The organism is Nitratidesulfovibrio sp. HK-II, from assembly GCF_003402415.2.
GTDB lineage: Bacteria > Desulfobacterota > Desulfovibrionia > Desulfovibrionales > Desulfovibrionaceae > Cupidesulfovibrio.
In genome coordinates this window covers 902,814-928,067 of the sequence record NZ_AP036014.1, presented here as the reverse complement: position 1 = coordinate 928,067, position 25,254 = coordinate 902,814, and the positions used below count along the sequence as shown (strand labels likewise).

At 69.2% G+C, this 25,254-nt stretch carries 25 protein-coding genes; 16 read left to right on the top strand and 9 right to left on the bottom strand.

Going from position 1 to position 25,254, the window contains the following annotated elements; all coding sequences use genetic code 11:
• Positions 1-62: 62 nt before the first annotated feature.
• Both rpmA and rplU read right to left on the bottom strand, forming a co-directional pair.
• The gene (gene rpmA, locus RVX_RS03765) at positions 63-332 is read right to left on the bottom strand and encodes a 50S ribosomal protein L27 (protein WP_007523826.1); all 270 of its coding nucleotides are present in this window, start codon (positions 330-332) and stop codon (positions 63-65) included.
• An 18-nt stretch (positions 333-350) separates the two neighbouring features.
• Positions 351-659, bottom strand: coding sequence for a 50S ribosomal protein L21 (gene rplU / locus RVX_RS03760; RefSeq protein ID WP_007523828.1), 309 nt, complete (start codon positions 657-659; stop codon positions 351-353).
• 742 nt (positions 660-1,401) lie between these two features.
• On the opposite strand from rplU, the gene rfbA reads away from it, so the two are divergent.
• On the top strand, positions 1,402-2,280 hold the full coding sequence (gene rfbA / locus RVX_RS03755; protein ID WP_116306310.1) for a glucose-1-phosphate thymidylyltransferase RfbA: 879 nt from the start codon (positions 1,402-1,404) through the stop codon (positions 2,278-2,280).
• A gap of 186 nt (positions 2,281-2,466) precedes the next feature.
• On the opposite strand, the gene RVX_RS03750 is transcribed toward rfbA, so the two are convergent.
• Positions 2,467-2,607, bottom strand: coding sequence for a hypothetical protein (locus RVX_RS03750; protein WP_172596512.1), 141 nt, complete (start codon positions 2,605-2,607; stop codon positions 2,467-2,469).
• Positions 2,608-3,054: 447 nt separating this feature from the next.
• Between RVX_RS03750 and rlmD the strand changes: the two genes are divergently transcribed.
• Positions 3,055-4,494 carry a 23S rRNA (uracil(1939)-C(5))-methyltransferase RlmD gene (rlmD, locus tag RVX_RS03745; protein ID WP_116304789.1) on the top strand — a complete coding sequence of 480 codons (1,440 nt, stop codon included), beginning with the start codon at positions 3,055-3,057 and terminating at the stop codon, positions 4,492-4,494.
• 109 nt (positions 4,495-4,603) lie between these two features.
• On the opposite strand, the gene RVX_RS03740 is transcribed toward rlmD, so the two are convergent.
• Together RVX_RS03740 and RVX_RS03735 are read right to left on the bottom strand one after the other, a co-directional pair.
• Positions 4,604-5,101: a cytochrome c family protein gene (locus tag RVX_RS03740; protein ID WP_116304788.1), complete on the bottom strand. Its 498-nt coding sequence runs from the start codon at positions 5,099-5,101 to the stop codon at positions 4,604-4,606.
• A gap of 193 nt (positions 5,102-5,294) precedes the next feature.
• Positions 5,295-5,756 (bottom strand): pyridoxamine 5'-phosphate oxidase family protein, encoded by a 462-nt coding sequence (locus tag RVX_RS03735; RefSeq protein ID WP_230404350.1) that lies wholly within the window; start codon positions 5,754-5,756, stop codon positions 5,295-5,297.
• 236 nt (positions 5,757-5,992) lie between these two features.
• Here RVX_RS03735 and RVX_RS03730 point away from each other — a divergent pair, with 236 nt between their 5' ends.
• The 10 genes from RVX_RS03730 to RVX_RS03685 all read left to right on the top strand — a co-directional run bounded on the left by RVX_RS03730 (position 5,993) and on the right by RVX_RS03685 (position 12,912).
• Complete coding sequence (locus RVX_RS03730) at positions 5,993-6,271, top strand: AtpZ/AtpI family protein (protein ID WP_116304786.1); 279 nt, start codon at positions 5,993-5,995, stop codon at positions 6,269-6,271.
• Positions 6,240-6,674, top strand: coding sequence for an ATP synthase subunit I (locus tag RVX_RS03725; RefSeq protein WP_043608810.1), 435 nt, complete (start codon positions 6,240-6,242; stop codon positions 6,672-6,674). Before RVX_RS03730 ends, RVX_RS03725 begins: the two co-directional genes overlap by 32 nt.
• A 4-nt stretch (positions 6,675-6,678) precedes the next feature.
• Entirely contained in the window at positions 6,679-7,380 is a 702-nt protein-coding gene (gene atpB / locus RVX_RS03720; RefSeq protein WP_116304785.1) for a F0F1 ATP synthase subunit A, read from the top strand.
• Positions 7,381-7,461: 81 nt separating this feature from the next.
• Positions 7,462-7,791 carry an ATP synthase F0 subunit C gene (locus tag RVX_RS03715; protein ID WP_007523853.1) on the top strand — a complete coding sequence of 110 codons (330 nt, stop codon included), beginning with the start codon at positions 7,462-7,464 and terminating at the stop codon, positions 7,789-7,791.
• A 64-nt stretch (positions 7,792-7,855) separates the two neighbouring features.
• Positions 7,856-8,551, top strand: a complete 696-nt coding sequence (locus tag RVX_RS03710; RefSeq protein WP_083818067.1) for a redox-sensing transcriptional repressor Rex — start codon at positions 7,856-7,858, stop codon at positions 8,549-8,551.
• A 379-nt stretch (positions 8,552-8,930) separates the two neighbouring features.
• Positions 8,931-9,836, top strand: coding sequence for an SAM hydrolase/SAM-dependent halogenase family protein (locus RVX_RS03705; RefSeq protein ID WP_116304784.1), 906 nt, complete (start codon positions 8,931-8,933; stop codon positions 9,834-9,836).
• Positions 9,833-10,588, top strand: a complete 756-nt coding sequence (locus RVX_RS03700; protein WP_116304783.1) for an adenosylcobinamide-GDP ribazoletransferase — start codon at positions 9,833-9,835, stop codon at positions 10,586-10,588. The genes RVX_RS03705 and RVX_RS03700 overlap by 4 nt, the downstream gene beginning before the upstream one ends.
• Before the next feature lie 205 nt (positions 10,589-10,793).
• Positions 10,794-11,234 (top strand): flagellar export protein FliJ, encoded by a 441-nt coding sequence (gene fliJ, locus RVX_RS03695; RefSeq protein WP_116304782.1) that lies wholly within the window; start codon positions 10,794-10,796, stop codon positions 11,232-11,234.
• Positions 11,191-12,042 (top strand): MotE family protein, encoded by an 852-nt coding sequence (locus RVX_RS03690; protein WP_420192411.1) that lies wholly within the window; start codon positions 11,191-11,193, stop codon positions 12,040-12,042. The genes fliJ and RVX_RS03690 overlap by 44 nt, the downstream gene beginning before the upstream one ends.
• A 3-nt stretch (positions 12,043-12,045) precedes the next feature.
• Positions 12,046-12,912: a tRNA pseudouridine synthase A gene (locus tag RVX_RS03685; RefSeq protein WP_116304780.1), complete on the top strand. Its 867-nt coding sequence runs from the start codon at positions 12,046-12,048 to the stop codon at positions 12,910-12,912.
• Between the two features lie 222 nt (positions 12,913-13,134).
• Here the strand turns inward: RVX_RS03685 and fliM are convergent, their stop codons facing one another.
• The gene (gene fliM / locus RVX_RS03680) at positions 13,135-14,115 is read right to left on the bottom strand and encodes a flagellar motor switch protein FliM (RefSeq protein WP_116304779.1); all 981 of its coding nucleotides are present in this window, start codon (positions 14,113-14,115) and stop codon (positions 13,135-13,137) included.
• Between the two features lie 292 nt (positions 14,116-14,407).
• Entirely contained in the window at positions 14,408-14,875 is a 468-nt protein-coding gene (locus RVX_RS03675; RefSeq protein WP_172596511.1) for a hypothetical protein, read from the bottom strand.
• Positions 14,876-15,083: 208 nt separating this feature from the next.
• Here RVX_RS03675 and RVX_RS03670 point away from each other — a divergent pair, with 208 nt between their 5' ends.
• The 4 genes from RVX_RS03670 to lipA all read left to right on the top strand — a co-directional run bounded on the left by RVX_RS03670 (position 15,084) and on the right by lipA (position 21,700).
• Positions 15,084-16,952, top strand: coding sequence for an ASKHA domain-containing protein (locus tag RVX_RS03670; protein WP_116304777.1), 1,869 nt, complete (start codon positions 15,084-15,086; stop codon positions 16,950-16,952).
• A gap of 385 nt (positions 16,953-17,337) precedes the next feature.
• Positions 17,338-20,112 (top strand): small ribosomal subunit Rsm22 family protein, encoded by a 2,775-nt coding sequence (locus tag RVX_RS03665; protein WP_116304776.1) that lies wholly within the window; start codon positions 17,338-17,340, stop codon positions 20,110-20,112.
• A 93-nt stretch (positions 20,113-20,205) separates the two neighbouring features.
• Complete coding sequence (gene lipB, locus RVX_RS03660) at positions 20,206-20,862, top strand: lipoyl(octanoyl) transferase LipB (protein ID WP_116304775.1); 657 nt, start codon at positions 20,206-20,208, stop codon at positions 20,860-20,862.
• Positions 20,792-21,700 (top strand): lipoyl synthase, encoded by a 909-nt coding sequence (lipA, locus tag RVX_RS03655; protein ID WP_116304774.1) that lies wholly within the window; start codon positions 20,792-20,794, stop codon positions 21,698-21,700. Before lipB ends, lipA begins: the two co-directional genes overlap by 71 nt.
• Before the next feature lie 492 nt (positions 21,701-22,192).
• Here the strand turns inward: lipA and RVX_RS03650 are convergent, their stop codons facing one another.
• Entirely contained in the window at positions 22,193-23,563 is a 1,371-nt protein-coding gene (locus RVX_RS03650; protein WP_116304773.1) for a MiaB/RimO family radical SAM methylthiotransferase, read from the bottom strand.
• Between the two features lie 51 nt (positions 23,564-23,614).
• Complete coding sequence (locus RVX_RS03645; protein WP_116304772.1) at positions 23,615-25,051, bottom strand: NlpC/P60 family N-terminal domain-containing protein; 1,437 nt, start codon at positions 25,049-25,051, stop codon at positions 23,615-23,617.
• Positions 25,052-25,254 lie beyond the last annotated feature (203 nt).

Sequence of the window (25,254 nt, the reverse complement as noted above, 5' to 3'; positions counted from 1 at the left end):
AAGACCGCAATGCGACTTCCGCCCCGGAAATGCAAGCCGTGGACGTGTATGTGCGGCCGGGCCTACGCCTGGGCGGGCACCACGTGCACGCGGGTCTGGACTTTCTTCTTGCGGGTGTACTTTTCGTACTTCACGGTGCCCTCGACGGTGGCGAACAGGGTGTAGTCCCTGCCCATGCCCACGTTGTCGCCGGGGTGCACGCGGGTGCCCAGCTGGCGAACAAGGATGTTGCCGGCAAGGACCTGCTGGCCGCCGAAGCACTTCACGCCGCGGCGTTGTCCGGCGCTGTCGCGACCGTTGCGGGAGCTGCCGCCTGCTTTCTTATGTGCCATGACGTGTTCTCCTTGGCGCTAGGCCTGAATGGCCTTGATCTTCAGGGCCGTGAAATCCTGACGGTGGCCCTGCTTCTTGCGGGAGTCGTTGCGGCGCCACTTCTTGAACACGATGAGCTTTTCGCCGCGACCGTGTTCGACCACCTCTGCGGTGACCTTCGCGCCTTCGACATAGGGAGCGCCGACGGAAAACGCGCCGCCGCCCAGCATCAGAACCTTATCGATGACAATTTCGCTGCCGGCTTCGGCCTCGAGCTTCTCGACGAAGATCTTGGCGCCTTCTTCGACGCGGAACTGTTTGCCACCCGTTTCGATAATCGCGTACATTGTAACCTCCATGACGAGAGAGGGCTGACTTATCCTCATTCGGGGCAGGAAGTCAACCCCGGAATGGCATCCCGTGCGGCCGAGCCCCGGCAATGTTCGAAAAAATCCGCGCATCCGGACCTTCCGGACGGCGGCGCGGCGTGGGCCCGCCAGAAATTTCCCCGTCGGACCGGGGCGTTGCCCTGCGGTGCGGCGCTTTGCCCCTTTACCCAGACGCGTCCACGAACTGCGGACAAGGGCCGAAGTCGATAGCACACGGACCCCTGGCCTGCAAGGTCGGGTTTTCCCCCTTCCGTTTTTTGTCCGCCCCTCCCGTGCGCGTTAGATTTTCCGCTTTCTCCAAGAATATTGCCGGCAAGCAAACGTTCACACGCAAACACTCCCCCATGCCGTGAAATTTCTAACAGACGGCCCATGGTTCCGGGGGTATATCTCTTCTCGAGTGTGTCTCGTCTCGCGTCCGGGGGGAACCCCGCACCAAGGCCCTCCCCCAAGGCTGTTCCCCCCGGACCACCCAAAAACGCGAGCACACTCCAGAAAGAACTTTCCCGCAGGGGACGAACCAGACGGCGCAAGCCGTCTTCTTTTTTTACCGGCCTGTCGGCGCAAGCCGTCTTTTTTGGCCCGCCGGGCCGGGGCGGCCCGCCACGCCATTCCAGCGCGCCCCCTTCCCTTCCCCGCCCGTCCCGGCTACCATGCCGCACCGCCGGGCCCGCCCGGCACCATCATCAGAGAGGTCGGCATGAAAGGCATCATTCTCGCCGGGGGGTCCGGCACGCGGCTCTATCCCATCACCATGGGCGTCTCCAAGCAGCTCATGCCGGTGTACGACAAGCCCATGATCTACTACCCGCTGTCGGTGCTGATGCTGGCGGGCATCCGCGAGATATGCATCATCACCACCCCGGCGGACCAGCCGCGCTTTCGCGAACTGCTGGGCGACGGCGCGCAGCTTGGCCTTTCGTTCACCTACATCGAGCAACCCCGCCCCGAAGGGCTGGCCCAGGCCTTCCTGCTGGCGCGCGACTTTCTGGCCGGCGAACCCAGCTGCCTGATCCTCGGCGACAACCTGTTCTACGGCGACCGGCTGTCCACCCTGCTGGAGCAGTGCGCCGGACTGGAACACGGCGGCATCGTGTTCGGCTACAAGGTGCGCGACCCGGAACGCTACGGCGTGGTGGAATTCGACAGCGCCTGCAAGGTCATCAGCATCGAGGAAAAGCCCGCCGCGCCCAAGTCGCGCTTTGCCGTGACCGGGCTCTATTTCTATGACGGGCGCGCGCCGGAACTGGCCGCGCGGCTCACCCCCTCGCCGCGCGGCGAACTGGAAATCACCGACCTGAACAACCTGTACCTGCGCGAGGGCAGCCTGTCGGTGGAATTTCTGGGGCGCGGAGTGGCCTGGCTGGATACCGGCACCTTCGAATCGCTCCACCAGGCGGCCTCGTTCGTGCGCGCCGTACAGGATCGCCAGGGGCTGAAGATCGCCTGCATCGAGGAAATCGCCTGGCGCAAGGGCTACATCGGCGACGACGGGCTGCGCGCGCTGGCGGCCCCCATGCTGAAGAACGACTACGGCCGCTACCTGATGGACATCCTGGAGGACCGCCTGCGGGCGTAGCAGGCCCCGCAGCGCAGCAACGCGACAGGTCGCGCCGCCGAAACGCAGCAGGGCCGCCCCATGGGGACGGCCCTGTCCGGAAACTTGTGTCTGCCTGCGCATGTGCGCACCGGCACGCGCCGCGATGCTCCGTGCGAAACGGAGGGCACGCGGCCAAAGGATCCCCCGGCACGCCGGGCATCCCTTCTAATGATGCATGTGGTCGCCCTTGCCGATGCGGTAGAAGGCGGTGCCCACGATGACACAGAAGTAGATGGCGATCAGGCTGACGCCCACGAAGCCCTGGGGGCTCGAGTGCATCGCATTCTGAATCAGTTCGTTCAGCATGTCCGGACTCCTTGTGCGGCCCGGCGGCAACACGCGGCCGCGCAGCACGGCCGCCACGGCGTCGGGCGGGGATTGACGTGAACACTCCAGGTCCGCAGATTAGTTCCCGCTTTTCAAAAAAAAGTCAAGCGCATCGTGAATTCCCGCACAAGGAGCGGGAGCGCCAACCCCGGCGCGCACTTGCGCCCCACGCCGTGGCGCTGTACATGGCCCAGCCCCACCCTGAACGGGCGCAGGCTCGGGAGATCGCATCCGCATCGGTCCGCTGCCCGGTCGGGCAGCTTTCCCGCCCTGCCGGAGCATGAAGCGGCGGACCAAACCGTCCCCGACCATACGGAGCCGTACGGAACCTCACTGGACCGGGCGGCCCCCGCCACCCGAAACAGCCTTGCCCGAAAGCGCGGCCCTTCCCTGCCGCCACATCCATAACATTTCCCCGGAGACACCATGTCCGATACCACCCCGCGCCCCGGCGACCTTCTGGAACTGACCGTGGACGGCCTTGCCGCGGGCGGCCGCGCCGTGTGCCGCCACGAGGGCCGCGTCGTGTTCGTGGCGGGCGGCCTGCCCGGCCAGCGGGTGCACGCCAGGCTGACCACGGTGAAGCGCCGCTTCGCCGAGGCCACGCTGGACGCCGTGCTCGAACCATCGCCCGCGCAGTGCGCCCCGTTCTGCGTCCATTTCGGCGACTGCGGCGGCTGCGCCTGGCAAGACCTGCCCTACGCCGAGCAACTGCGCTGGAAGGAACGCTTCGTGGTCGACGCCCTTGGCCGCATCGGCGGCCTGCGCGACGCCAACGTGCTGCCCATCATCGCCTCGCCCGCCGAGCGCGGCTTCCGCAACAAGATGGAATTCGCCTTCAGCCAGGACCGCGACGGGCAGTTGCATCTGGGGCTGCGCCGCCGCGCCTCGCGCGCGGTGGTGGACATCACCGAATGCCACCTGCAGACCCCGCTCACGGTCGCCATCGTGGCCGCCGTGCGCGACCTGGCGCGCGAAAGCGGCCTGCCCGGCTGGGACGACGGCAGGCAGGACGGGTTCTGGCGCTTTCTGGTGGTGCGCGAACCTGAACTGGGGCGAGACGCCGCAACCGGCGCCCCGCAGCCCGCTATGGAGGGCGACGGGCCGGGCCGCCAGTGCATGGTCCAGTGCATCACCGGCAGGCACCCCGGCGCGGCGCAGGCCGTGTCACGACTGGCGGAGGCGCTGCGCGCCCGCTTCCCCGAGGTGACCGGCGTGGTGCATTCCCTGCGCCTGGACCCGGAGCAGATCGCCTACGGCGAACGGGTGCTGGCCGTGGACGGCGAGGCCGTGCTGGTGGAACGCCTTGGCGGCAACGACCTGCTGCTGGGGCCTGATTCCTTCTTCCAGACCAACACCAGGGCGGCCGGCCTGCTGTATGACGAGGCGCGCCGCATGGCCGCCGCCGGTCCCGACGACATGGTGTGGGACCTGTATTCCGGGGTGGGGGCCATCGCCCTGCACCTGGCCCGCGCGGCCGGGGCGGTGCGCGGCTTCGAGATCACGCCCGAGGCGGTCAACGACGCCCGCGCCAACGCCGCGCGCAACAACATCCTGAACTGTTCCTTCGTCTCCGGCGACGTGCGGGCCAGCTTGCGCCGCGAACGGCCGGGCGAGGGCGCATCCCCCCGCGTGGTGGTCATGGACCCGCCCCGCGCGGGCCTGCACGAGGACGTGGTGGAGGCCGTGGCCGCCCACAAGCCCGCGCGCATCGTCTACGTTTCGTGCAACCCGGCCACCATGGCCCGCGACGTGGCCCTGTTCGCCACACGCGGGTACGCGCTGCAAGAGGCCCGGCCCGTGGACCTGTTCCCCCACTCGCCCCACGTGGAGTGCGTGTCCCTGCTGACCCGCGCGGAAGCATAGGATCACGCAGGAGCCGGACCGCCGAAAAGCCGTACCGGCCCACATAAAACGACGCCCGCCGCGTGGTCAGCACCATGCGGCGGGCGTCTTCATATTCTGCCGGATGCGACTAATGCGCGCCCCCGTGCAGCAGCGGCTTGAAATTGAAGCTGCGCACCCGCTGCTCGTTGTGACAGACCACGCAGCCTTCCATGGTGGGCTTGTCGATGAGCGCAACGTCGCCCCCCGAATCCACGTGGGCGGAACCGGGGCCGTGACAGACCTCGCAGCCCGCGTCGGCCAGGTGGGGGGTGGACTCGAAGCTGACGAACCCGCCCGGCTTGCCGTAGCCGGTGGTGTGGCAGGCATAGCAGCCCTGCACTTCCTCGCGGGTCAGCTTGGCGGCCATCACCTTCACGCTGTGGGCGGACTTGGACTTCTTGGCGTACTTGCGAAAGGTGGCGTGCTGGTCGGCGTGACAGGGGGCGCAGGCGTCGGTGCCCACGTAGTTGCGCGCTTCAGCGGCCAGGGCCGGTGCTGACGGCAAGAGAAGCAGGAGCAGCGGCAGAAGGGCGAACAGGGTGCAGGACAGGCGGCGGCACGCTACGTCAGGCACGGTCAGGCGCATGGCATCCCCCCAGAGTAGGTTGCGGCCGATTCGGCACGGCGGCACATCCGGTACAACGGCACATTCGATACGGTGTTGCGCATTGGTATCGCGTTACAATCGAACAGTCCAGCCTTCATGAATAGTTTCGCACGTCTTCGGCCCCCGGGGCCCAAACGGGCGCTGCGGCGCCACGCCGCGCCCCCCTTCGGCACTATGCGTGGCGTGAGGCGGTCATCCTGTCCGGTGCCAGCCGGAAAAAGGCAGTCTTGGTCACCGCGTCCTCATTGACCGGGGCATCCGGGGCCTGCACGGCGGACAACAGGGCACGCACCGCCACGGCCACCCCGGCGGGGTCGTGCAGTTCTTCGGGGCGCCCCCAGGCCAGCACGCTCATGAAGCGCATGGAATACTTGCACCCAGAGCCATCTTCGGGCTTGACCACCTCGGCGTAGGGCACGAACGAACAGCAGACCGAGCCGCCGCGCCGCAACAGCTCCACCTTGTGGCCCTTGCGCGAGGAATGGAAATAGATGGCCCCGTCCGCCACACCGAACGACAGCGGCACCGCGTAGGGCTCGTCGCCATCGCACAGCGCCATGGTCATCCACGGGCTGGCGGCCACCGCCGCCCAGATCGCCTCCGCATCGGTCACTTCCCTGTCCTTGTGGCGCATGGCCCCTCCGGCACGGTGGCGAGGCCCGACTGGCCCCGCATCCGCCGTTGAATTGTTCATACAATCAGCAAGCATGTCCGGCACTTCGGTGGGGAATTTTTTCACGAACTCCGCCCCGCCGCGTTGACGCCCACCGCCCGCTGTGATAGACACGACCCGACTTGTGAACGTTTGCACGAAGTGCCCCCGGCAACCGCTCGTTTCTGCATGGGCGCGACAGCCAAGGGACGGTGCCTATGTTCTTCAATAATTGGTTCAAAATCAACGACAAGAAATACCTCGACGCCATTTCCACCGCCGGGGTCATCGGCCTGCACATGGTGTCGGCCACGGTGGTGGGCCTTGCGATGGGCTGGTACCTTGATCGTTGGTTGGGAACGAAGCCGTGGCTCACCGGGGTGTTCCTGATTCTCGGCATCGTCGCCGGGTTCAAGAACGTCTGGCTGGACTCGCGGAGGCTGCTCAAGGCCCAGGACAAGGAAGATGCTGAAAAGTTTGGCCCGAAAGACCGATGAATGGCTGTGGCACAAGGGGTTCCGCGCGTCGGAAATCCGCCTCTTGCTGCGCTGCCAGATTCTCGTTTCGGGGGCATCCTTGCTTGCCGGGGTTGCGTGCGCGCCTCTCTGGGACTGGGGGTTGTGGTTCGGCGTGGGGGCCGCGCTATCGACCTTCAATTTCTACGCCTTGGCCAAGTTCGTGCAGGGCATCGTCTTCCTGCCGTACACGCGCGCCATGGCGGCCGGGCTCATGTTCAGATTCTACGGTCGGCTGCTGCTTACCGGTCTGGTCCTCTTCGGCCTGATCGTTTGGCTAAATGTCTCTGTCTCGGCGCTTCTGGCGGGGCTGTCCACGTGCGTGCTCAGCATAGCCGCGTGGGGAATAGCCAGGGGCGCAGGGCAAAAAGTGAAGGAGGCGTAAGGGAATGGCTGGTGGATTGCCGCATCCGGTACTCTGGTCCACGCTGCTGCATGTGGACCAGGTGACCATCGGTGGAGCGACCGTCGAGTTCAAGCATGTCTTCTACACGTGGTGTGCCATGGCCGTCCTGTTCAGCCTGGGCCTTCTGGTCCGCGGCGGGCTGAAACTGGTGCCCGGCGGCATACAGAACGTTTTCGAGGTGATCATCGGGGGTCTTGAAGACTTCGTGGTCACCAACATCGGTGAGGATGGACGCAAGGTGTTCCCCCTGCTGGGCGGCATCTTCCTGTTCATCCTCTTCCAGAACCTGCTGGGGCTCATCCCCGGCTGCGACGCGCCCACGGCCAACGTGAACACCAACGCGGCCATGGCCGTCTTCGTGTTCCTGTACTACAACTACCAGGGCATCAAGCGCTGGGGCCCGGGCTACATCAAGCATTTCATGGGTCCCATGTGGTGGCTCACGCCGCTGATGCTGCCGCTGGAACTCATCTCGCACACCGCGCGCCCGCTTTCGCTGACGCTGCGTCTGTTCGGGAACATCCGCGGTGAAGAAATCGTCATGGTGCTGTTCTTCCTGATGGCTCCCATCGTGGGCACCATTCCGGTGTACTTCCTGTTCCTGCTGGGCAAGGTCCTTCAGTCGTTCATCTTCTTCATGCTGACGATGATCTACCTGAAGGGCGCTTTCGAGCACGCCCACTAGTTCCAAAGGGCGCACGCGCCCGCTGATTACGAAGGGAATGGTCAACCGACCAAAACAACCATACGCACTGAGGAGTTTGTCATGCGCAAGTTTCTGATGATCGCCCTGAACACCGTGGCCCTGATGTCCTTCGCCGCCCTTGCCTTCGCCGCCGACGGCAAGATGGACGCCGGCGCGCTGGGCCTGACCTGCCTCGCCGCCGCCATCGGCATGGCCATTGCCGCCGCCGGTTGCGGCCTCGGCCAGGGCATGGGCCTCAAGGCTGCCTGCGAAGGCACCGCGCGCAACCCCGAAGCGGGCGGCAAGATCATGGTTACCCTGATCCTGGGCCTGGCCTTCATCGAATCCCTCGCCATCTACGCGCTCGTCGTGAACCTGATCCTGCTCGTCGCCAACCCCTTCGTGGGCTAGTTCGCGAGCCTCGCTTCGACTGTACGAAAGGAGGCCGTTGCAAACGGCCTCCTTTTTCAGCATTATGGCGGCTCGCCGTACGACATCCGCCAAACGAGAGACGAACCAAGCCATGCAGACCCCCAAGAGCGAACACATTCCCCGCGCCACCATCCAGCGTCTTGCCGTATACGTGCAGGTGCTGGAAAACCTGCTGCGCGAAGGAACCGACGTCATATCCTCCGAACCGCTGGCCAAGGCGTGCAACGTCAACGCCTCGCAAATCCGCAAGGACCTCGCCTACTTCGGCGAATTCGGCGTGCGCGGCGTGGGGTATTACGTCAAGAGCCTCATCGAATCGATCACCAGCGTGCTCGGGGTGAACCGCGAATGGCGCACCGTGCTCGTCGGGGTGGGCAACCTTGGGCGCGCACTGCTGAACCACAAGGAATTCAAGCTGCGCGGCTTCCACATCGTGGGGGCCTTTGACTGCGACCCCTTCAAGATAGGCGAGGAAGTCTCCGGACTTGAAGTGGTGTGCACCAAGCGGCTGAAGGAAAAGGTGGCCGACCTCGACGTTGAGATCGGCATCATCACCACCCCGCCGGAACGCGCCCAGCGCGCCGCCAACCACCTGGTGGACGCGGGCATCAAGGGCATCCTCAACTTCGCGCCCGCGCGCATCACGGTGCCGGACGACGTGTTCGTGGAATACGTGGACTTCTTCCACCACCTCTACGCGCTGTCGTTCAACATCACCTTCGACCGCGCCAACCGCTGACCCATCCGCGCCCGCGCGCCGCTCACGCTCCGCAGCCCCTCACCGCTGCGCCATGGAACCCGCCGAAAGGCGGGTTCCGTAGTTGTGGACCTGGCACCACAAAAGGCGGGTTCCATAGCTATGGAGCTGACACGCCTTTCGGGGCGGGTTCCATGTTCCAAGCCAATCCCGCATGGGCGCTTCGCTACCGGCCACTGATGAAAGTTGGACGGGCGCAGCCCGCGCCAACGCCTTGCCTCCTCTTCCCCCTCCGCTTGTGGTCGTGCCGCGCCCGCGCTAGGGTACGACCATGCCGCCCGACGGGTCCGAGCCCGGCAGCGGGCGGTGCCGCACGCGCCTTGCGCGACGGCCTCCCCCTTGTCCCTGCCACGGAGCAACCATGGACAACACCCACCGCCCGTCTGCCTCTTCCGGCCTGGCTGGCCCGTCCGGGTTGGCTGGCGCAACCGGCCCATCCGGCCCGCCTGCCGCCGCCTCGACCAAGCCCCGCGTGCAGTCCCGCTGCTTTGCCCTGCTGACGGATTTCGGGCTGGACGACCCCTACGTGGGCCAGCTCAAGGGGGTGCTGCACCGGCTGGCCCCGGCCGTGCCCGTCATCGACATCTCCCACGGCGTGCCGCCCCATCGGGTGGAGACCGCCGCGTTCTTCCTGGCGGCCAGCCATCCGCACTTTCCGCCCGGGGCCATCTTCATCTGCGTGGTGGACCCCGGCGTGGGCACGCCGCGCGGCCTCGTGTCCATGGAGACGGGCGGGCAGGTGATGCTGGCTCCGGACAACGGGCTGCTGCACCTTGCGGCAGAGGCCCGGCCCGACGCGGTGCTGCGCAGACTGGACCCGGCCCGCCTGCCGGAGGCGCAAAGCGCCACCTTTCACGGGCGCGACGTGCTGGCCCCCCTGGCGGCACGCCTGGCCGGTGGAGAATCCCTTGCCGCCTTCGGCGACCCGGTGCTGCCCACGGACCTTTCGCGCCCGGCATGGGCCGTGCCCCGGCGAGAGGCCGAGGGCGTGCACGCCGCCGTGCTGCACGTGGACCGCTTCGGCAACGTGGTGCTCAACCTTTCCTTGCGCGAGTGGGACCGGCTGGGCGCCTGCCGCCTGCACCTGCCCGACGGCACCCTGATCGACATCGCCCGCGCCGCCACGTACGCCGACATTCCCTCCGGACGCACCTGGCTGGTGGCGGGCAGCCAGGGCTACCTGGAACTGGCGGCGGACAAGGCCTCGGCCGCCGACCGCCATTGGCTGAAACCAGGCATGCAGGTGCTGCTGGAGGACTGCCGGTGAAGCTGGCCCCGCTGCTTGCCGCCCAGTGGCGCGCCTTTGCGCTGTCCACGGGCTTCCTGACCCGCCTCGCCCCGGCCCGCGCCGCCACCGACGCGGAAATGGCCGCCGGGGTGGCCCATTACCCGCTGGTGGGGCTGCTGGCGGGCCTCGTGTGCGCGGGGCCGTTCCTGCTGGGCCTGCTCGAAAACCATCCGTGGATCCAGGCGCTGGGCTACGCGACCCTCATGCTGTGGGCCACGCGCGGCCTGCACTGGGACGGCTGGGCCGATCTCATGGACGCCTGGGGCAGTTCCGCCACGGGCGACCGGTTCTGGGACATCCTGAAGGACAGCCGCATCGGGGCATTCGGGGTGCTGGGGCTGGTGTTTGGTGTGCTGGGGCAGCTGCTGCTGGCCCATGAAGTCCTGGCCATGAACCGGGGCTGGGCCCTGGTATGGGCACCCGTGCTGGGCCGCGCCGCTTGCGTGGTGCTGGCCTCCTGCGTGCCGCCGGGCACGCGATCCACGCTGGGCCGCCTGACCTCGGCCGGGGCCACCCACATGACCGTGCTGTTCTGCGCCGGGGTGGCCGCCGCCACGGGCGTGGCCCTGGCCAGCCCGCCCTCCGTGCTTGCCGCCGCCTTGCCCTGCGGCGCGGCCGTGGCCTGGCTGACTGCGCTGGCCCGGCGCGAGGGCGGCCTGAACGGCGACTTCCTGGGGGCGTGCATCATCCTGGGCGAATTGTCCGGGCTGCTGGGGGCCGTGCTGGCCTGAACGCGCGGAATCTGGCCCGGCCAGCTTCGACAGCCGGGCGGGCAGGCCACCGGACGACCAAGGGACGGGGCGACGGGGCGATGGGCCAGGGACTCCCGAACGGTTGGGCGCATCCGGCCCGGTATTTGCTATCCTTCGGGCCGAAGGGTCCGGCGCGGCAACATTCCGACGCCGCCAGCCCCACAACGCCGCAAAAGGATGCCCCATGCCCCCGTTCCGTTTCCGCCTGCAACAGGTTCTCGACTACCGGGAACAGTTGGAAGAGCAGGCCAAGCTGGCCTTCGCCCGCGCCAAGTCCGCCCACGAGGCGCAACAGCGCCAGGTGGAGGCGGTGCGCGCGGCCATTGCCGAGGCGGAGCGGAAACTGTACGAAGACGCGCGCCTCTCGCGCGATGAACTCTGGCTGCAACGCAACTTCCTGCGCGGCTTGCGCGAAGACCTGACCCATGCCGAACTGCGCCTGCGCATGCTGGCCCAGCAGAGGGAGCAGGCCCGCGCGGAACTGGTGAAGAAATCGCAGGAACGCAAACTGCTGGAAAAGCTCAAGGACAAACAGGCGGCCCGCCATGCGCACGAAGAACTCCTCCGCGAACAGCGCACCTATGACGAAACCGCAACGCTTCGTTTCGAGCCTCCGTCTTTCTAGGCTCTGCCGCTGGCTGCTCACCGCCGCCGCCATCAAGGTGGCCCTGCTGGTGGCCTTTGCCCTGGAACAGCCGTGGCCGTTCGCCACGGGCGGCGCACCCGCCGTGGTGGCCACCGCCGTTGCGCCTGCATCAGGCGCCAGGGCCGCCCAGCCCGGCAGCGGGCTGGATCTGCCGCTGACGGCGGACATTGCCAGCGCCACCGGGGTGGCCTCCACTCTTGCCGCCACTTCCCCCGATACTGCCGTCGTCCCCGCCGCCGCATCGCCTTCCCCCGCCGTCACCGCCGCGCGCGGCCGCATGCACCGCGACGGCACGGCCTGGGCAGCCGAAGCCCAGCCTGCCCCTTCCCCTGCCCCGTCCCCCGCCGCATCCGCCGCATCCACCGCCCCCCCGACGGGCGGCGTTGCGGGGACCGCCGCAGGCGGGCAGAACGGCCTGCTCAACCGCGACGATCTGAACCGCCGCCAGGAAGACCTGAACCGCCGCGAGCAGGAACTGAAAAGCCTGGAACAGCAGATCGACGCCAAGCTGGCCCAGATGCAGGACCTCGAGGCGCGCATCAAGATCATGCTCAAGGACGCGCAGGGCATGAAGGACGAAAAGCTGCGCCACCTGGTGGACGTGTACACCAACATGAAGGCCAAGCAGGCGGCGGCCGTGCTGGAGACGCTGGACGAGAAGATCGCCGTCAGGATTCTGGCGGGCATGCGCGGCCGCCAGGCGGGCGAAATCCTCACCTTCGTGCAGGCGGAAAAGGCCGCCAAGCTGTCCGAGGCGCTCACCCGCATGCAGCTGCCCCTCGAATAGCCCATGGCCCGGCTTGCCCTTACCGTGTCCTACGTGGGCACCCACCTGGCCGGGTGGCAGATCCAGGCCCGCAATGACCGGCCCCGGCCGCGTACCGTGCAGGGTGAGTTGGAGCGCATCGCCGAGCGCATCGTGGGCGCGCCGGTGCGCCTGCACGGCGCGGGGCGCACCGATTCGGGCGTGCACGCCGAGGCCCAGGTGGCCCACATGGACGTGCCCGAGCACAAGGCGGACATGGATTGGCAGCGTGCCTTCAACGCCGGGCTGCCCGACGACATCGCCGTTGCCGCCGTAGCCCGCGTGCCCGACGACTTTCACGCCCGGTTCAGCGCGCGCGGCAAGACCTACACCTACCGCCTCTGGCCCACCCGGCGCTGGGTGCCCCCCCGGCTGGCCCCCTTCGTCTGGGCCACCGGCCCGCTGGACCTCGCCGCCATGGACGAGGCCGCCGCGCACCTCATCGGCAGGCACGACTTCGCCAGCTTCCAGAACACCGGCACGGACATCGCCACCACCGTGCGCACCGTGACCGTGGTGTCCCGCCACCACGAGGGCGAAATGCTCCCCGCCCCGGGCGCGCTGCCGTGGCTGGCCGTGGGCGCGGCAGGCGAGAGCCCCTCCGCGACGGCCAGCGGCCCGCCCACGGCGGAAGACGCCCAGCCGGAATGCGCCCGCGTCATCGCCTGGGACTTCGAGGCCGACGGCTTTCTGAAGCAGATGGTCCGCAACATGATGGGCCTGCTGGTGGCAGTGGGGCGCGGCAAGCTGCCCCCCGGCGAGGTGCCCGCCGTCATGGCCGCCCGCGACCGCAGGGCGGCCCCGCCCACCGCGCCCGCGCATGGCCTGACCCTGACCCGCGTGCACTACTGACCGGCAGGCGGCACGCATCCCACCCGTGCCCGACCGCCCCGGCCCGCCACGACACCCCGCGCTGCATCCGCCCCGCGCCACCTTCCCGCCCTTCCTTCCGCGCCGCCCTTCCGCACCGCCCTTCCGAGCCCTCCGTTTTTGCGCCATGTCCGTCACGCCACGAAAAACGGCGCACCCCATCGAGGCGCGCCGTTCGTACATGCATGCGGAAACAGCCGCGCATCAGGTATAGCGCGGCTCTTCTTCCTTGATGATCTGGAAAGCCTTGTTGGCCTTCACCGTGCCGGAAATGCCCCAGAACTTGGTCACGCCTTCCACGGTGCATTCCAGCAGGTCGTCGGTGTCCGTATCCAGCAGCAGCACGTCGCCCACCTGCAACCGCAACAGCTGGTTGCCGGAAATCTTGGCTTCGCCGAAGCGCACCTTCAGGTTCACCGGGGTTTCCAGCAGCCGTTCCTTCAGGCGCGAGACCCAGGCGTGGTCCACTTCCAGACGCTCGGTCTGAAAGCTGGCGTGCAGCTTGGAGCGGATGGGTTCGATGGTGGCGTAGGGCAGGCAGATGACCAGCGAACCGATGGCCGTTTCCAGCTCCACCTCGAAGGTGATCACCACCACCACGTCGCTGGGCGGCACGATGGCCGCGAACTGCGGGTTGATCTCGGAGCGCACCAGTTCCAGGCTCACGTCGTGCACCGGCCGCCACGACTCTTCCATGTTGTCGAGGGCGATCTTGATCACCCGGTCCACGATGGCCTGTTCGATGCGCGTGAATTCGCGGCCCTCGATCTTGGGCTGGCTGCCCGCGCCGCCAAAGAAATTTTCCACCAGGGCGAAGACCAGACGCGAATCCACCACGATGATGGCGTTGCCGCGCAGTGGCTCCATCTTGAAGATGTTGATGCTGGTGGGCACCGGCAGCGAGCGCATGAAATCGCCGAACTTCGTCATGTCGATGGAGATGGGGTTCAGCTCCACCCGCTTGCGCACGGTGTTGGACAGCGCGTTGGTGCACAGCCGCGCGAACCGGTCGTTGACGATTTCAAGAACCGGCATGCGGCCGCGAATGATGCGGTCCTGGTTGGCGAGGTCGAACGGGACAATGCCCGAATCGTCCTCGGGTATGTCGGATTCGCTTTCTATTTCGCCGCCGGAAAGGCCGCGAAGCAGGGCATCGACCTCGTCCTGCGCCAGAATCTTGTTCATGGTGGTGCGGGCTCCTCGCGCATGGGCGCTGAATGGCCGGATAGTGGCAGTGACGGCAGGCCGGGTCAAGCGGCGCGGCCAACGACTCGCAGGACGAACCTGCCGGGCGTCGGCCGAAGTCCGCCGCACGCCTGCCCGCATGCTGCCAAGGGCAGTGCGCACCGGGAGAATCCTGCCGTCGCCGCATTTCTTTGCAAGATGAACGCCAATCCGGCGCGGCTGCATGCGGCACGAAAGAACGGACCGGATACGGCCGCACTGCGGAATGCGGGCCAGCCCCGGCGGGCGGCCCTTATTCGTCGGAAAGGTTGGGGTAGCGCTGGCGCATCCGGTGCACCACGTCGGCCTTCACGTAGCCGAGCATGCTCACGATTTCGATGAGCGGATAGGCAGATTTGGACTGGTCCCTGTAGCTGCGGGCCTTGCCAAGCTGCTCGGCGGACAGCAGCCGTTCGTGCAGCAGCGCGTCGAGGATGCTGCCGAACTGGCTGGCCTGCTGGCGCGCCTCGCGGTCCTTGCGCACTTCCATTTCGCGGCTGGCGCGCTCGTCCGCCTCGGCCAGCTTGCGGCGCAGTTCATGCTCGACGATCTTGAGCTGCTGGATGTTCTCCTGCAGGTTGCGCAGGTCCAGGGCCACCGCGCGCCGCCGCGAATGCAGATCGCGCAGCCGTTCCTCGTGCGCGGCGTTGGAGCGCTGGGTGGAAACCAGCACCATCACGAGCAGCAAGAAACCTATCACCGCGCCAAGCACGATTTCCATGCGCCAAGCCCCTTTCGCCAACCCTGCTTCTTTCTTCTAAATCTACAGGACGATTATCGGATGCGCAATGCCACCCCGCAACGCGCCCGCGCCGCGGGCCATCACCCGGCGCGGCCTGCCCCGGCCCGGTCGCGGGCGAAGCCGCCGCCCCTTGCCAGATGCGGCGTCTTGGGGCAGTTGCAGGCAAGAAACCGTCCAAGGAGTCGCGATGTCCCGCCCGGCCTCACCATCCACGCCGCCTGAACCGCCAGCCCGCGACCCTCGCGGGGCGGCGGTGGTTACCCTGCCAGACGGCCGCACACTGCGTCTGCCCCTGCCCGCCGCCCCGGCGGGCGGCAATGCGGCCGCGTCCGAAACCTCCGGGGGCGCGGCTGTTCCGGCCTCCGTATTCGGCCAGGGGGCGGGCCCGGCGGACACTCTGGCCCGCCTGGTGTGGATGAGCGGCCAGGTGGACCCGCCCGCGCTGTGCTCCGGCCTTGGCCGCTGCGGGCGGTGCGCCGCGCGCTTCACCCGTGGCGCGCCCGAGCCCCATGCGGCGGACACGGCCCATTTTTCCGAAACGGAACTGGCCGATGGCTGGCGTCTGCTGTGCCGCCACGCGCCGCCCACCCCGCTCATCCAGTCCGGCCTGCCCGATTCGGCGCACGGCCCGAGTGATCCAGGTGGACCGCACGGAGCGGACGCCGGGCCCTGCGTCATCGCCTTCACCTTGCCCGAAGGGGCGGCCCCGCGCCGCACGCGGGTGGTGGACGCCCCCATGAAGCACGCCCCGGGGGACACCCCGGAAGCATCCACGCCGCTGCTCCTCGCCATCGACCTCGGCACCACCACCCTGCACTGGTCTGCCCTTGCGCCCGACGGACGCCGAGTGGCCCACGGCGCAGAGCTGAACCCCCAGATGGGCGCGGGCAGCGAGGTCATGTCGCGCCTGGCCGTGGCCTCGTCCCCCGCCGGGCTCGCGGCCCTGCGCCGCCTGACCCTGGCGGCCGTGGGCCGCATCGCCGCCGGGCTGCCCGGCCCGGTGCGCGGGCTGTGCGTGGCGGGCAACACGGCCATGACCGCCATCCTGCTGGGGCGCGACGTGTCCGGCCTGGCCACCGCCCCCTACCGGCTGGACTACGCGGGCGGCGCGGCGGAATCCCTGCCGGAGCCGCCGCTGCTGGCGGCCGTGCCCGACGTGTGGATTCCCCCGCAACCCGCGCCCTTCGTGGGCGGCGACGTGGCGGCGGGCATGACGGCCCTGCTGTACGGCGGGCTGGCGGCCGCACCCGGCGATTCCGCCCCCCTTGCCCCGCTGGCCGCATCCCCCCCCCGCTTCCCCTTCCTGCTGGCGGACCTGGGCACCAACGGCGAATTCGTGCTGGCCACCGGCCCGGACGGCGCGCTGGTGACCAGCGTGGCCCTGGGCCCCGCGCTGGAGGGCATCGGCCTGTCCTGCGGCGGGGTGGCCCAGCCGGGTGCCGTGGCCGCGTTCACCCTGGGGCCCGCCGGCCTCGCGGCCACCGTCCTGCCCCACGACGACGGCGCGCCCGCCGCCCCCACCCACCTGTGCGGCACGGGGTATATTTCGCTGCTCAAGGTGCTGTTGCGCGCCGGGCTGCTTGACGAAGACGGCCGCTTCGTGATGGAACCGCATTCCCCGCTGGCGCGCCGCCTGGCCGCATCGCTGGTCATGGTGCGCGGCGAACGGCGTCTGCCCCTGCCTGGGGGCTTGCATCTTTCGGCGGGCGACGTAGAAGAAGTGCTGAAGGTGAAGGCCGCCTTCTCCCTTGCCTACGAACGGCTGCTGGCGGAAGCCGGCATGCCCGGAACGGCGCTGGACGCCGTGTACCTTGCCGGGGCGCTGGGCGAACACGCCCGCCCCGAAGACCTCGAAACGCTGGGATTCCTGCCCGCCGGGGTGGCCAGCCGCGCGCGGGCCATCGGCAACGCCTCGCTGCGCGGGGCGGAACTGCTGCTGCTCCACCCGGAACTGCGCGACCGCATCGTCGCCTGGCGCGCCGGTTGCCGCGTGGTGGACCTGACCGCCGCCACAGGCTTCGCGCAGGCCTTCGTGCGCCACATGCGCCTGGGCTGACCGCCCAACGCTCCACGGGCGCGCCGCATGACGCAAGATTGCCCGAAACGCGGGCCACCGCCTCCGCCCCGCAGGGGCCTGCACCCCGCCAAACGGCACGGGCAAGGCGACCCGGACGGCGACCCCGGAACTTCCGGGACCATTATCGACACCTGAACGCCGGTAGCTCCGGGCAGCCACGCCCCCCCGCGCACCATGAGCGCCCAAAGCGCCCCAGGCGCATTGAAACCATGACACGGGCCGCGCACCGCCAGCAGCCGCCCGCACCGCGCCCGCATCACCATCCGGGGCGCGACGACACCGGCCCCGCGCCCGGCGGCCCCGGCCCCACGCACGGCAGCCCATGCATCGTCGGCCACGCCGACACCCAACCAACGGACCCCGCATGCACCATCTTTTCACCGCCCTGTCGCCGGAATACCGGCAGCGCCTGGAATCACTGCCCACCGCGCTGGACACCGTGGCCCCGCTGCGCACCGCGCACCGCCGCGACCTGCCCATGGCCATCCGCGACCTGTCGCAGATGCTCACCAGCGAACGCGGCGCGCTTTCCGAGCCTTACTGGGCGGCCCCGCGCCTGCTTTCCGCCTATCTGCGCTACTTCATGCCGTGGAACCTGGTGCGCCTGGGGCGGCTGCTGCCCTCGCTGGACCTGGTGGACCGCGACGCCCTGCTGGAACGCCCGCTGATCCTCGACCTGGGCAGCGGCCCGCTGACCCTGCCGCTGGCCCTGTGGCTGGCCCGGCCCGACCTGCGTACCCTGCCGCTGACCTTCCTGTGCGCCGACATCGCCCCCCACCCACTGGAGGTGGGCCGCGACCTGCTGCAGGTGGTGGCGGGCGAGGAATCGCCCTGGGCGCTGCGCACCCTGCGCGCCCCGCTGGAATCCGCCCTGAAGGAAGTGCGCGGCGACGCGGCGCTGATCATGGCGGGCAACGTGATGAACGAGCTGAAGCCCCGCCGCGACGAGCCCCTGGAATTCCGCATGGAAGACCTGGCCGAAAAGATCGGGGCGTCGATGGCCCAGGGCGGCCGTCTGCTGGTCATCGAGCCGGGCACCCGGCTGGGAGCGCGCTACGTCACCCAGTTCCGCCGCGCGGCCATGGAGGTGGGCCTGGCCCCGCTGGCCCCCTGCCCCCACCACGACGCGTGCCCCATGCTGGAAACGGGCGGGCCGGGCGGCTGGTGCCACTTCACCTTCCCCATCCAGGGCGCGCCCGCCTGGCTGGAAGAACTGAGCCGCAGGGCCAAGCTGGAAAAGGGCACCGCCAGCCTGTCCTTCGTGCTGCTGGGCGAAGCGGACAAGGTGGCCCCCCCGCGCAACACCATCCGCATCATTTCCGACGCCTTCCCGCTGCCCGGCCGCCGCGAACCGGTGCGCTACGCCTGCTCCGAACGGGGGCTGGCCCTGCTGCACGACGCGCGGCAGGTGCATTCCGGCACGGCCCTCGAAATCACCTGGCCGGAGGTGGAACGCCGCGACCGCAAGTCCGGCGCGCTGGAACTGGAATGGACCCCGCCCGCGCGCGGCGCGGACAAGGGCGGGGACAAGGGTACGGACAGGGGCGCGAAAAACTGGGGAACGGCCGGTGGAGCCGCCGCGAGAACGGGCCGCAAGCCCGCGCGCGGCAAGGCTGTGGGCCATGCCGCCCCCATGCAGGACGGCGACGACGACCTTCAGCCCGCCTTCCTGCTGGAAAGCGGGCCACAGTGGGGCGCGCCCACCCCCGGCAGCCCCGCCGGGTTCGATGCCCCTGGCGATCTTGACGAACATGACGGGCACGATGAATTCGACGGGCACGACCCGTCCGAGCCCGACGGCAACCGCGTTGACGGCCCAGACCACGGCCAGACCTACGGCCAGATGTTCGCCAACCAGCCACATGTGGGCAGGGCCGCCCAGCGGCGCGGCGTGCCCCGCTTCGGTGCCCGGCGCGGCCACGCCCGCGATGGCGGGTTCGACGCCGGGTTCTCCGGGCAGCCCGGCGGGCGGCCCCGTGACGCATACGGGCAGGACGGGCAGTTCGGCGGCGGCAAGCGCGGCGTTTCCGACGATTTCGGCAACCGGGCCGATGCTGGCGGCCGGGCCGATGCGGGCAACCGGCGCTCCGGCAGGCCGGGCGGCCGCACGGGCGGCGACCGGCAGGGCGGGCAGCGGGGCGAGCACCGCGACGCCCCGCGTGGCGAATGGACCAACCGTCGCGGACCGCAACGCCCCGCGCACGGCAAGGCGGCCCCGGCCCAATCCGGCCCATCCGGCCCATCCGGCCCCGGCCATTACGGTACGGACGATGCGCCGGCGGCCCGGCAGACGCGCGGCGAAGGCCGCGACGGCCAGCAGCGGCCGCAGGGACGCGCGCAGCGCTCCTTCGGCAACGCCCGGCGGCAACGCCCCGATGGTCCGCAGGAAGGACGCCAGAAAGGACGGCAGGACGGGCGGCCGGACGCCCCCGCCCAACGTGGGGAAAACCGCCAGACCGAAGGCCAGGGCGGACACGCCCGGCACGGCCAACGGCCCGGCCAGCGCCACAATGGCCGCCCCGATCCGCGCGACCAACATGATCGGCGGGACCAGCCCGATCGGCACGATCGGCGCGATCGGCAGGAACAGCGGGACCGGCAGCAGGACGCACCCCAGGCACGCCCCGGTACACGACAGGACCCCCGGCAGGGCGCGCGCCAGGAGCGCAGACCCGACCGCCCCGGCGAGCGGAACGACCGTCGTCCCGACCAGCGGCCCGATACCCGTCAGGAACGCCGCGACGCCCCGCGCGACGGCGAGGCCCGCCAGCAGGGCGAGGCAGGCCGCGCGGGCAAGCCGCGCCGCCACTTCGACCGCGAGGGCAGGCCCGGCGGCGACAAACGTGACAGGCGCGACAGGCCCGACAGGGATGCCCGCGCCCCGCGCCAGGGCAACGAGCCACGCGGCGACCGTCCGCGCGGGCAGCACGAGGGAGGGCAACAGCGCCCGCAGCAGGCCCGGCCCGAACGGGGAGAGCGGCCCGCGCGGGGTGAACGCAATGCCGAGCGCCCCAATGTCCCGCAGGGCGACCGGCCCGAACGGTCCAATGCCCGGCGTGACGACCGGCGCGACGGCGACCGCCCGGACAACGCGGGACAGCACCACGCCCGGCGGCGCAAGCCCCGGCGCGACGACTAGCCCCACGTCCGCAACACCGACGCAGGTTTACCGCAAACTTCAAGGCCGGGGACGCCACCGCCCCCGGCCCTTTGCAACCGGAACACCACGCGCATGAACATCATCGACCTGGGCCTCATCCGCTACGCAGAGGCAGACGCCCTGCAACGGGCGCGGCTGGAGGAAGTGGCGGCAGGGGCGGAAGAAACCCTGTACCTGCTGGAACACCACCCGGTGATCACCCTTGGCCGCAACGGCGGGGGCGAAAACCTGCACGTGGGCCGCGAATGGCTGGCAACGCAAGGCATAGACCTGGTGCAGTCGTCGCGCGGGGGCAACATCACCTGCCATTTCCCCGGCCAGCTGGTGGCCTATCCGGTGTTCCGGGTGGCCAAACGGCCGGGCGGCCTGCGGCAGATGTTCCACGACCTCGAAGAGGTGGTCATCTCCACGCTGGGTCACTTCGGCCTGACAGCAGCCCGGTGGGAAGGCCGCCCCGGCGTGTGGATCGAAAACCGCAAGATCTGCTCCATCGGCATGGCCGTGCGCCGCTGGACCTCGTACCACGGGTTCGCCCTGAACGTGGGCCGCGACCTGTCCCTTTTCGAGATGATCACCCTGTGCGGCCTGCCCGACGCGCAGGCCACGTCGCTGCACCGCGAACTGGGCGGCGATTCCCCATCCATGCAGGAGGTAAAGGATGTCTGTGCCCGGCAATTCCGCGCCATATTTGCGGATTCCGCCGTGGCTGCGGGTCAAGCTGCCCTGTAGCCACACCTCCGGGGACACCCGTTCGCTGGTGGACGACCTGCGCCTGAACACCGTGTGCCAGAGCGCCAAGTGCCCGAACATGTTCGAGTGCTTTTCTTCGGGTACGGCCACGTTCCTCATCCTGGGCAACGTGTGCACCCGCAACTGCGCCTTCTGCAACATCACCCCCGGCCAGGCCGCCCCGCCAGACCCGGACGAACCCCGCCGCGTGGCCGAAGGCGCCGCGCGCCTTGGCCTTTCGCACGTGGTGGTCACCTCCGTCACCCGCGACGACCTGCCCGACGGCGGTTCCGGCCACTTCGCGGCCACCGTGCGCGCCCTGCGCGCCGCCCTGCCCGCCACCGTGAGCGGCCAGCCCGCCACCATCGAGGTGCTGATCCCCGACTTTCGCGGCAGCCGGGCCGCGCTGGACGCCGTGCTGGACGCCGCGCCCGACATCATCAACCACAACGTGGAAACCCCGCCCGCGCACTACCCGCGCATCCGCCCGCAGGCCGACTACGCCCAGAGCCTGGAACTGCTGTCCCAGGTGCGCGCCGCCGGGGCCATCGCAAAAAGCGGGCTGATGGTGGGCCTTGGCGAAACCGACGACGAGGTGCGCGCCACCCTGGCCGACCTTGCCGCCACGGGCTGCCACATCGCCACCATCGGCCAGTACATGCGCCCCAGCCGCAACCACCCGCCCGTCGAGCGCTACGTCCACCCCGATGCCTTCGAAGGCTACGCCGCCCATGGCCACGCCCTCGGCATCCCCCACGTGTTCTCCGCCCCGCTCGTGCGCAGCAGCTACAACGCCCGCGCCGCCTACGACGCCCTGCAGCAGTTGCGGGGGCACTAGAGAGAGAAGGGAAAGAAGAAGGACTGAAGAGGACGCGGGGAGGGGGAAAATTGAAATTTTCCCCCTCCCCGCCCCCCTCCCCCTTCAACTTTCTCATCGTGGACGAAGTGCGCTGGCAGGAGTATTCCCTGACAGCCAACAGCTCCCATCCTTTCTTCCCCGCCTCCCCACATCCGTAGAACTGCCTTTCTTCCTTATACTCCGCGCCGGTCTTTCGGCGCGGATGGCTGGTGCGGGCACAGTGCAAGGAATTACGTTTTTTTGTGGCCGGGCAAGGCGGCGCGCGATTTTCGCGCGGAGCGTACTGGCGTACGTGAGCAGCGAAAATTACGCGCCAACGCCGCCCGGCCCAAAAAGGCGGATTCCGCAAGCAACGTGACCGCGCGACCCGACAAGCATCCACACCCAGCAGTTTCCAAAAACAACGGCTGCCCACCATGACATGCATGATGGACAGCCGTATTCGTTCAAAAGCACAGCCAAGCCTGACCGCTACACAGCCTCCACCAGCAGGCCGTCGCGTTCCACGCCAAGGGGACGTACTGCCACCAGATCACCGGGGCCTGCCTGCTCCCCCCCCTGCCCCGCCTGCGCGGTCGGACGCCGCCCGCCAGTAAACCGGCACTCGGCATAATACTCGCACACGCCCTTCAACCCGCGCGTCCCCTCCGGGGCCACCAGCAGGTGCGGCTCGGCCAGCAGGCGTTGCAGGAACGTGGCCTTCTTCACCGCCACCGCGCCGCGCAACTCCGCCGCCCGGCGCTTCTTCACCTCCTGCGGCAACTGCCCGTTCATCACCGCCGCCGGGGTGCCCGGCCTGCGCGAATACGGGAACACGTGCGCATAGGTCAGCGGCAAGGCCCCCACGAAATCCAGCGTCTCGCCAAACTCCGCGTCCGTCTCGCCGGGAAAACCGGTCAGGATGTCCGCGCCAAGGCCGAACAGCGGCCACACCTCGGCCAGATCGCGCACGAAATCCAGCAGCGGCTCGGGCCGGTAATGTCCTCGTCCCATGCGGCGCAACACGCCGGGGCTGCCGCTCTGCAACGAAAGATGCAGCTGCGGAGCCACCAGACGGCTTTCGGCCAGCACGTCCAGCGCGCGTTCGCCAAGCTGGCCCGGCTCCAGCGAACTGATGCGCAGCCGCGCCCGGCCCGCCCACTGCGGGGCAAGCTCGCGCTCCAGAAAGGCCAGCAACTCCCAGAAGTCCGGCCCGCCGCCGGGCAGGTCGCGCCCGTACTGGCGCAGATTGACGCCGGAAACGATCAGTTCGCGAAACCCCGCATCCAGCAGGCGGCGCGCCTCTGCCAGCGCCTCGCGCGGGTCGCGGCTGCGGGCCGCGCCGCGCGCCAGCGGCACGATGCAGTAGGTGCAGCGGTGCGAACAGCCGTCCTGCACCTTGAGCACCGGGCGTGACCGGGTGAAGCCATTAATGCGGAAGGCCGGGAACGCACCGTCGCCAGCGGAAAGATCGTCATCGTTACCGCCTACCGCAGTCCCCTCATGCGCCCCCGCCGCACCGATCTCCGGGTCGTAGCGCAACAGCGAGACCTTGGCCTGCTGACCCACCACGTCGGCCACGCCGGGCAGCGCGGCGATGTCCTCGCGCAGCACCTGCGCCGCGCAGCCGGTGACCACGATGCGCCCCTGCGGCGCGGCCCGGTGCATGCGGGCCACGGCCTGACGCACGTCGGCCACGGCGCGCGCAGTGACCGCGCACGAGTTGATCAGCAGCACGCTTGCCTCGGCGGGGTCTGCGGCCTCGCGCCAGCCGCGCGCCAGCCATGCCTCGCGCACGGCCTCCGTCTCGTACTGGTTGATCTTGCAGCCCAGCGTCAGCGCGAAAAAGGCGTGGCCGCTCATGGACGCTCCCCGTTCAGGGCGTGCGGAACCACCATTCCCCCCATGCGCACGCTACTGCCCCCCGCCAGGCAGAATGGACATGCCCAGCATGCGGGCCACCAGTCCGTCCGGGGTGGTCAGGTTGGGCAGTTCGGTGCCGGGCCGCAGCGAAGTGACCACGGCGCGGCCCAGGATGAACCGGCCCTCCTGCCCGCGCTCGCCGTCCTCGCCGGTGTTGTTGAACACGCGCAAGCCCCAGATGTTGTGGAACATCACCGGATGGCCGTCGTATTCGCCAAGGTACAGGGTAATGTGCCCCTTGAGCCACAGCAGGGTCAGGAAGGGCACGCCCTGCGCGCGGATGATGGCTTCCTTGCCGTCGGGCGAGGCCTTGCCGAAATCCACGAACCGCCCGGCCTTGGCTTGCGACGCGGAATTGCGCGGCAGCCAGATGCCGAAGGGGGCGAACAGGTCGCGCAGGGTGGCCGAGCAGTCGCGGTCTTCGTACATGCCGCCCCAGCCGTAGGGCTGACCCATCATGCGGTTGCCGATCTCCGCCATGCGCGCGGCGGAGATGGCCAGCGGCTTCATGGCCGCGTACCCGGCGGGCAGGGCGGACTGGCCGAGCACGGCGCGGCCGTCGGCGTCGCGCAGGGGCACCAGCACGGTGAGCCCGCCCGGCGATTCCACGGCCACGGGGAACACCGCGCCGATGTGCGCGGTGGCGATGTAGGCTTGCGCCGGCCCGGTAAGGGCCACGTCGTCGCGCAGCACGGCGGCGTAGCGGCCGTTCTGGTACAGGGCGCGGAAGGTTGCGTCGGCAAGGGCCACGTGCTCGGCGGGCACCCAGCCGGAGGCGAAGCCGGTTTCGCAGTACAGCCACGCCCGGTCCAGCGACACGTGCGAGACGAACACGGGGGTGCCCGTCCACACGGCAGAGCGTTGCAGGTCGTCGAAGGGGTAGCCCTGCCCGGCCTTGTCGGGATTTGCGAACGACGGGCGCAGGGTGGGCAGTTCGCGCAGGGCGGTGTTGCGCACGATGATGCCGCGCTCGGCCATGGCCGGGAAGGACGCGGCGTCGCAGTTGGCCACCAGCGCGGCGAAGCGGCTGGCGTCCCACGGCAGCAGGTTTTCGGCGTGGCCGCGCGGGCGGCCTTCCTTGGTCAGGTAGGGCGCGGTGCGGGCCACCTCTGCGATGGTGACCCCGGTGCGGGTCTGCAACCACGGGGCGAAGAAGCGGGTGTTCCAGCGCTGGTCCTGGGCGGCCTGGGTGGCGATGTCGAGCAACGGGCGGTCGCCGCCCGCGCGGGCGGCGTACACGGAAAGGTCCTGCGGATGGCGCTCCAGCTCGGTGAAACGCGGCGGCGCGGTCTCGCGCGGCCCGCGCCCGGCGCAACCGGTCAGAACCAGCGCGGACAGGACCAGCACCGCCAGCGCGGCGGCGAAGGAACGCGCGGCGCGGGGCGACACGCGGCGACCATGCACGACGGCAACTATTTCTTGCGACATCTTCTTTCTCCCTGTTCCGGGCAGACTGCCGAGCGGGGTCTTTTCTCCCCTCCCGCGCCTTGCCCCGCGTGAACCTGCCGCTTCTGCGCGGCCTCTTGCCTCACGCCATACACCACAATTGAAAAGTTTGAAGGAGGGGATAGGGGTTCGGGGGAAGGGGAGGAAAATTTTCAAATTTTCCTCCCCTTCCCCCGATTCTCTTC

What these genes read in the sequence shown, in the direction of transcription:
- rpmA (WP_007523826.1), bottom strand. Translation starts at nt 332, where the DNA reads ATGGCACATAAGAAAGCAGGCGGCAGCTCCCGCAACGGTCGCGACAGC.
- rplU (WP_007523828.1), bottom strand. Translation starts at nt 659, where the DNA reads ATGTACGCGATTATCGAAACGGGTGGCAAACAGTTCCGCGTCGAAGAA.
- rfbA (WP_116306310.1), top strand. Translation starts at nt 1,402, where the DNA reads ATGAAAGGCATCATTCTCGCCGGGGGGTCCGGCACGCGGCTCTATCCC.
- RVX_RS03750 (WP_172596512.1), bottom strand. Translation starts at nt 2,607, where the DNA reads ATGCTGAACGAACTGATTCAGAATGCGATGCACTCGAGCCCCCAGGGC.
- rlmD (WP_116304789.1), top strand. Translation starts at nt 3,055, where the DNA reads ATGTCCGATACCACCCCGCGCCCCGGCGACCTTCTGGAACTGACCGTG.
- RVX_RS03740 (WP_116304788.1), bottom strand. Translation starts at nt 5,101, where the DNA reads ATGCGCCTGACCGTGCCTGACGTAGCGTGCCGCCGCCTGTCCTGCACC.
- RVX_RS03735 (WP_230404350.1), bottom strand. Translation starts at nt 5,756, where the DNA reads ATGCGCCACAAGGACAGGGAAGTGACCGATGCGGAGGCGATCTGGGCG.
- RVX_RS03730 (WP_116304786.1), top strand. Translation starts at nt 5,993, where the DNA reads ATGTTCTTCAATAATTGGTTCAAAATCAACGACAAGAAATACCTCGAC.
- RVX_RS03725 (WP_043608810.1), top strand. Translation starts at nt 6,240, where the DNA reads ATGCTGAAAAGTTTGGCCCGAAAGACCGATGAATGGCTGTGGCACAAG.
- atpB (WP_116304785.1), top strand. Translation starts at nt 6,679, where the DNA reads ATGGCTGGTGGATTGCCGCATCCGGTACTCTGGTCCACGCTGCTGCAT.
- RVX_RS03715 (WP_007523853.1), top strand. Translation starts at nt 7,462, where the DNA reads ATGCGCAAGTTTCTGATGATCGCCCTGAACACCGTGGCCCTGATGTCC.
- RVX_RS03710 (WP_083818067.1), top strand. Translation starts at nt 7,856, where the DNA reads ATGGCGGCTCGCCGTACGACATCCGCCAAACGAGAGACGAACCAAGCC.
- RVX_RS03705 (WP_116304784.1), top strand. Translation starts at nt 8,931, where the DNA reads ATGGACAACACCCACCGCCCGTCTGCCTCTTCCGGCCTGGCTGGCCCG.
- fliJ (WP_116304782.1), top strand. Translation starts at nt 10,794, where the DNA reads ATGCCCCCGTTCCGTTTCCGCCTGCAACAGGTTCTCGACTACCGGGAA.
- RVX_RS03690 (WP_420192411.1), top strand. Translation starts at nt 11,191, where the DNA reads ATGACGAAACCGCAACGCTTCGTTTCGAGCCTCCGTCTTTCTAGGCTC.
- RVX_RS03685 (WP_116304780.1), top strand. Translation starts at nt 12,046, where the DNA reads ATGGCCCGGCTTGCCCTTACCGTGTCCTACGTGGGCACCCACCTGGCC.
- fliM (WP_116304779.1), bottom strand. Translation starts at nt 14,115, where the DNA reads ATGAACAAGATTCTGGCGCAGGACGAGGTCGATGCCCTGCTTCGCGGC.
- RVX_RS03675 (WP_172596511.1), bottom strand. Translation starts at nt 14,875, where the DNA reads ATGGAAATCGTGCTTGGCGCGGTGATAGGTTTCTTGCTGCTCGTGATG.
- RVX_RS03670 (WP_116304777.1), top strand. Translation starts at nt 15,084, where the DNA reads ATGTCCCGCCCGGCCTCACCATCCACGCCGCCTGAACCGCCAGCCCGC.
- RVX_RS03665 (WP_116304776.1), top strand. Translation starts at nt 17,338, where the DNA reads ATGCACCATCTTTTCACCGCCCTGTCGCCGGAATACCGGCAGCGCCTG.
- lipB (WP_116304775.1), top strand. Translation starts at nt 20,206, where the DNA reads ATGAACATCATCGACCTGGGCCTCATCCGCTACGCAGAGGCAGACGCC.
- lipA (WP_116304774.1), top strand. Translation starts at nt 20,792, where the DNA reads ATGTCTGTGCCCGGCAATTCCGCGCCATATTTGCGGATTCCGCCGTGG.
- RVX_RS03650 (WP_116304773.1), bottom strand. Translation starts at nt 23,563, where the DNA reads ATGAGCGGCCACGCCTTTTTCGCGCTGACGCTGGGCTGCAAGATCAAC.
- RVX_RS03645 (WP_116304772.1), bottom strand. Translation starts at nt 25,051, where the DNA reads ATGTCGCAAGAAATAGTTGCCGTCGTGCATGGTCGCCGCGTGTCGCCC.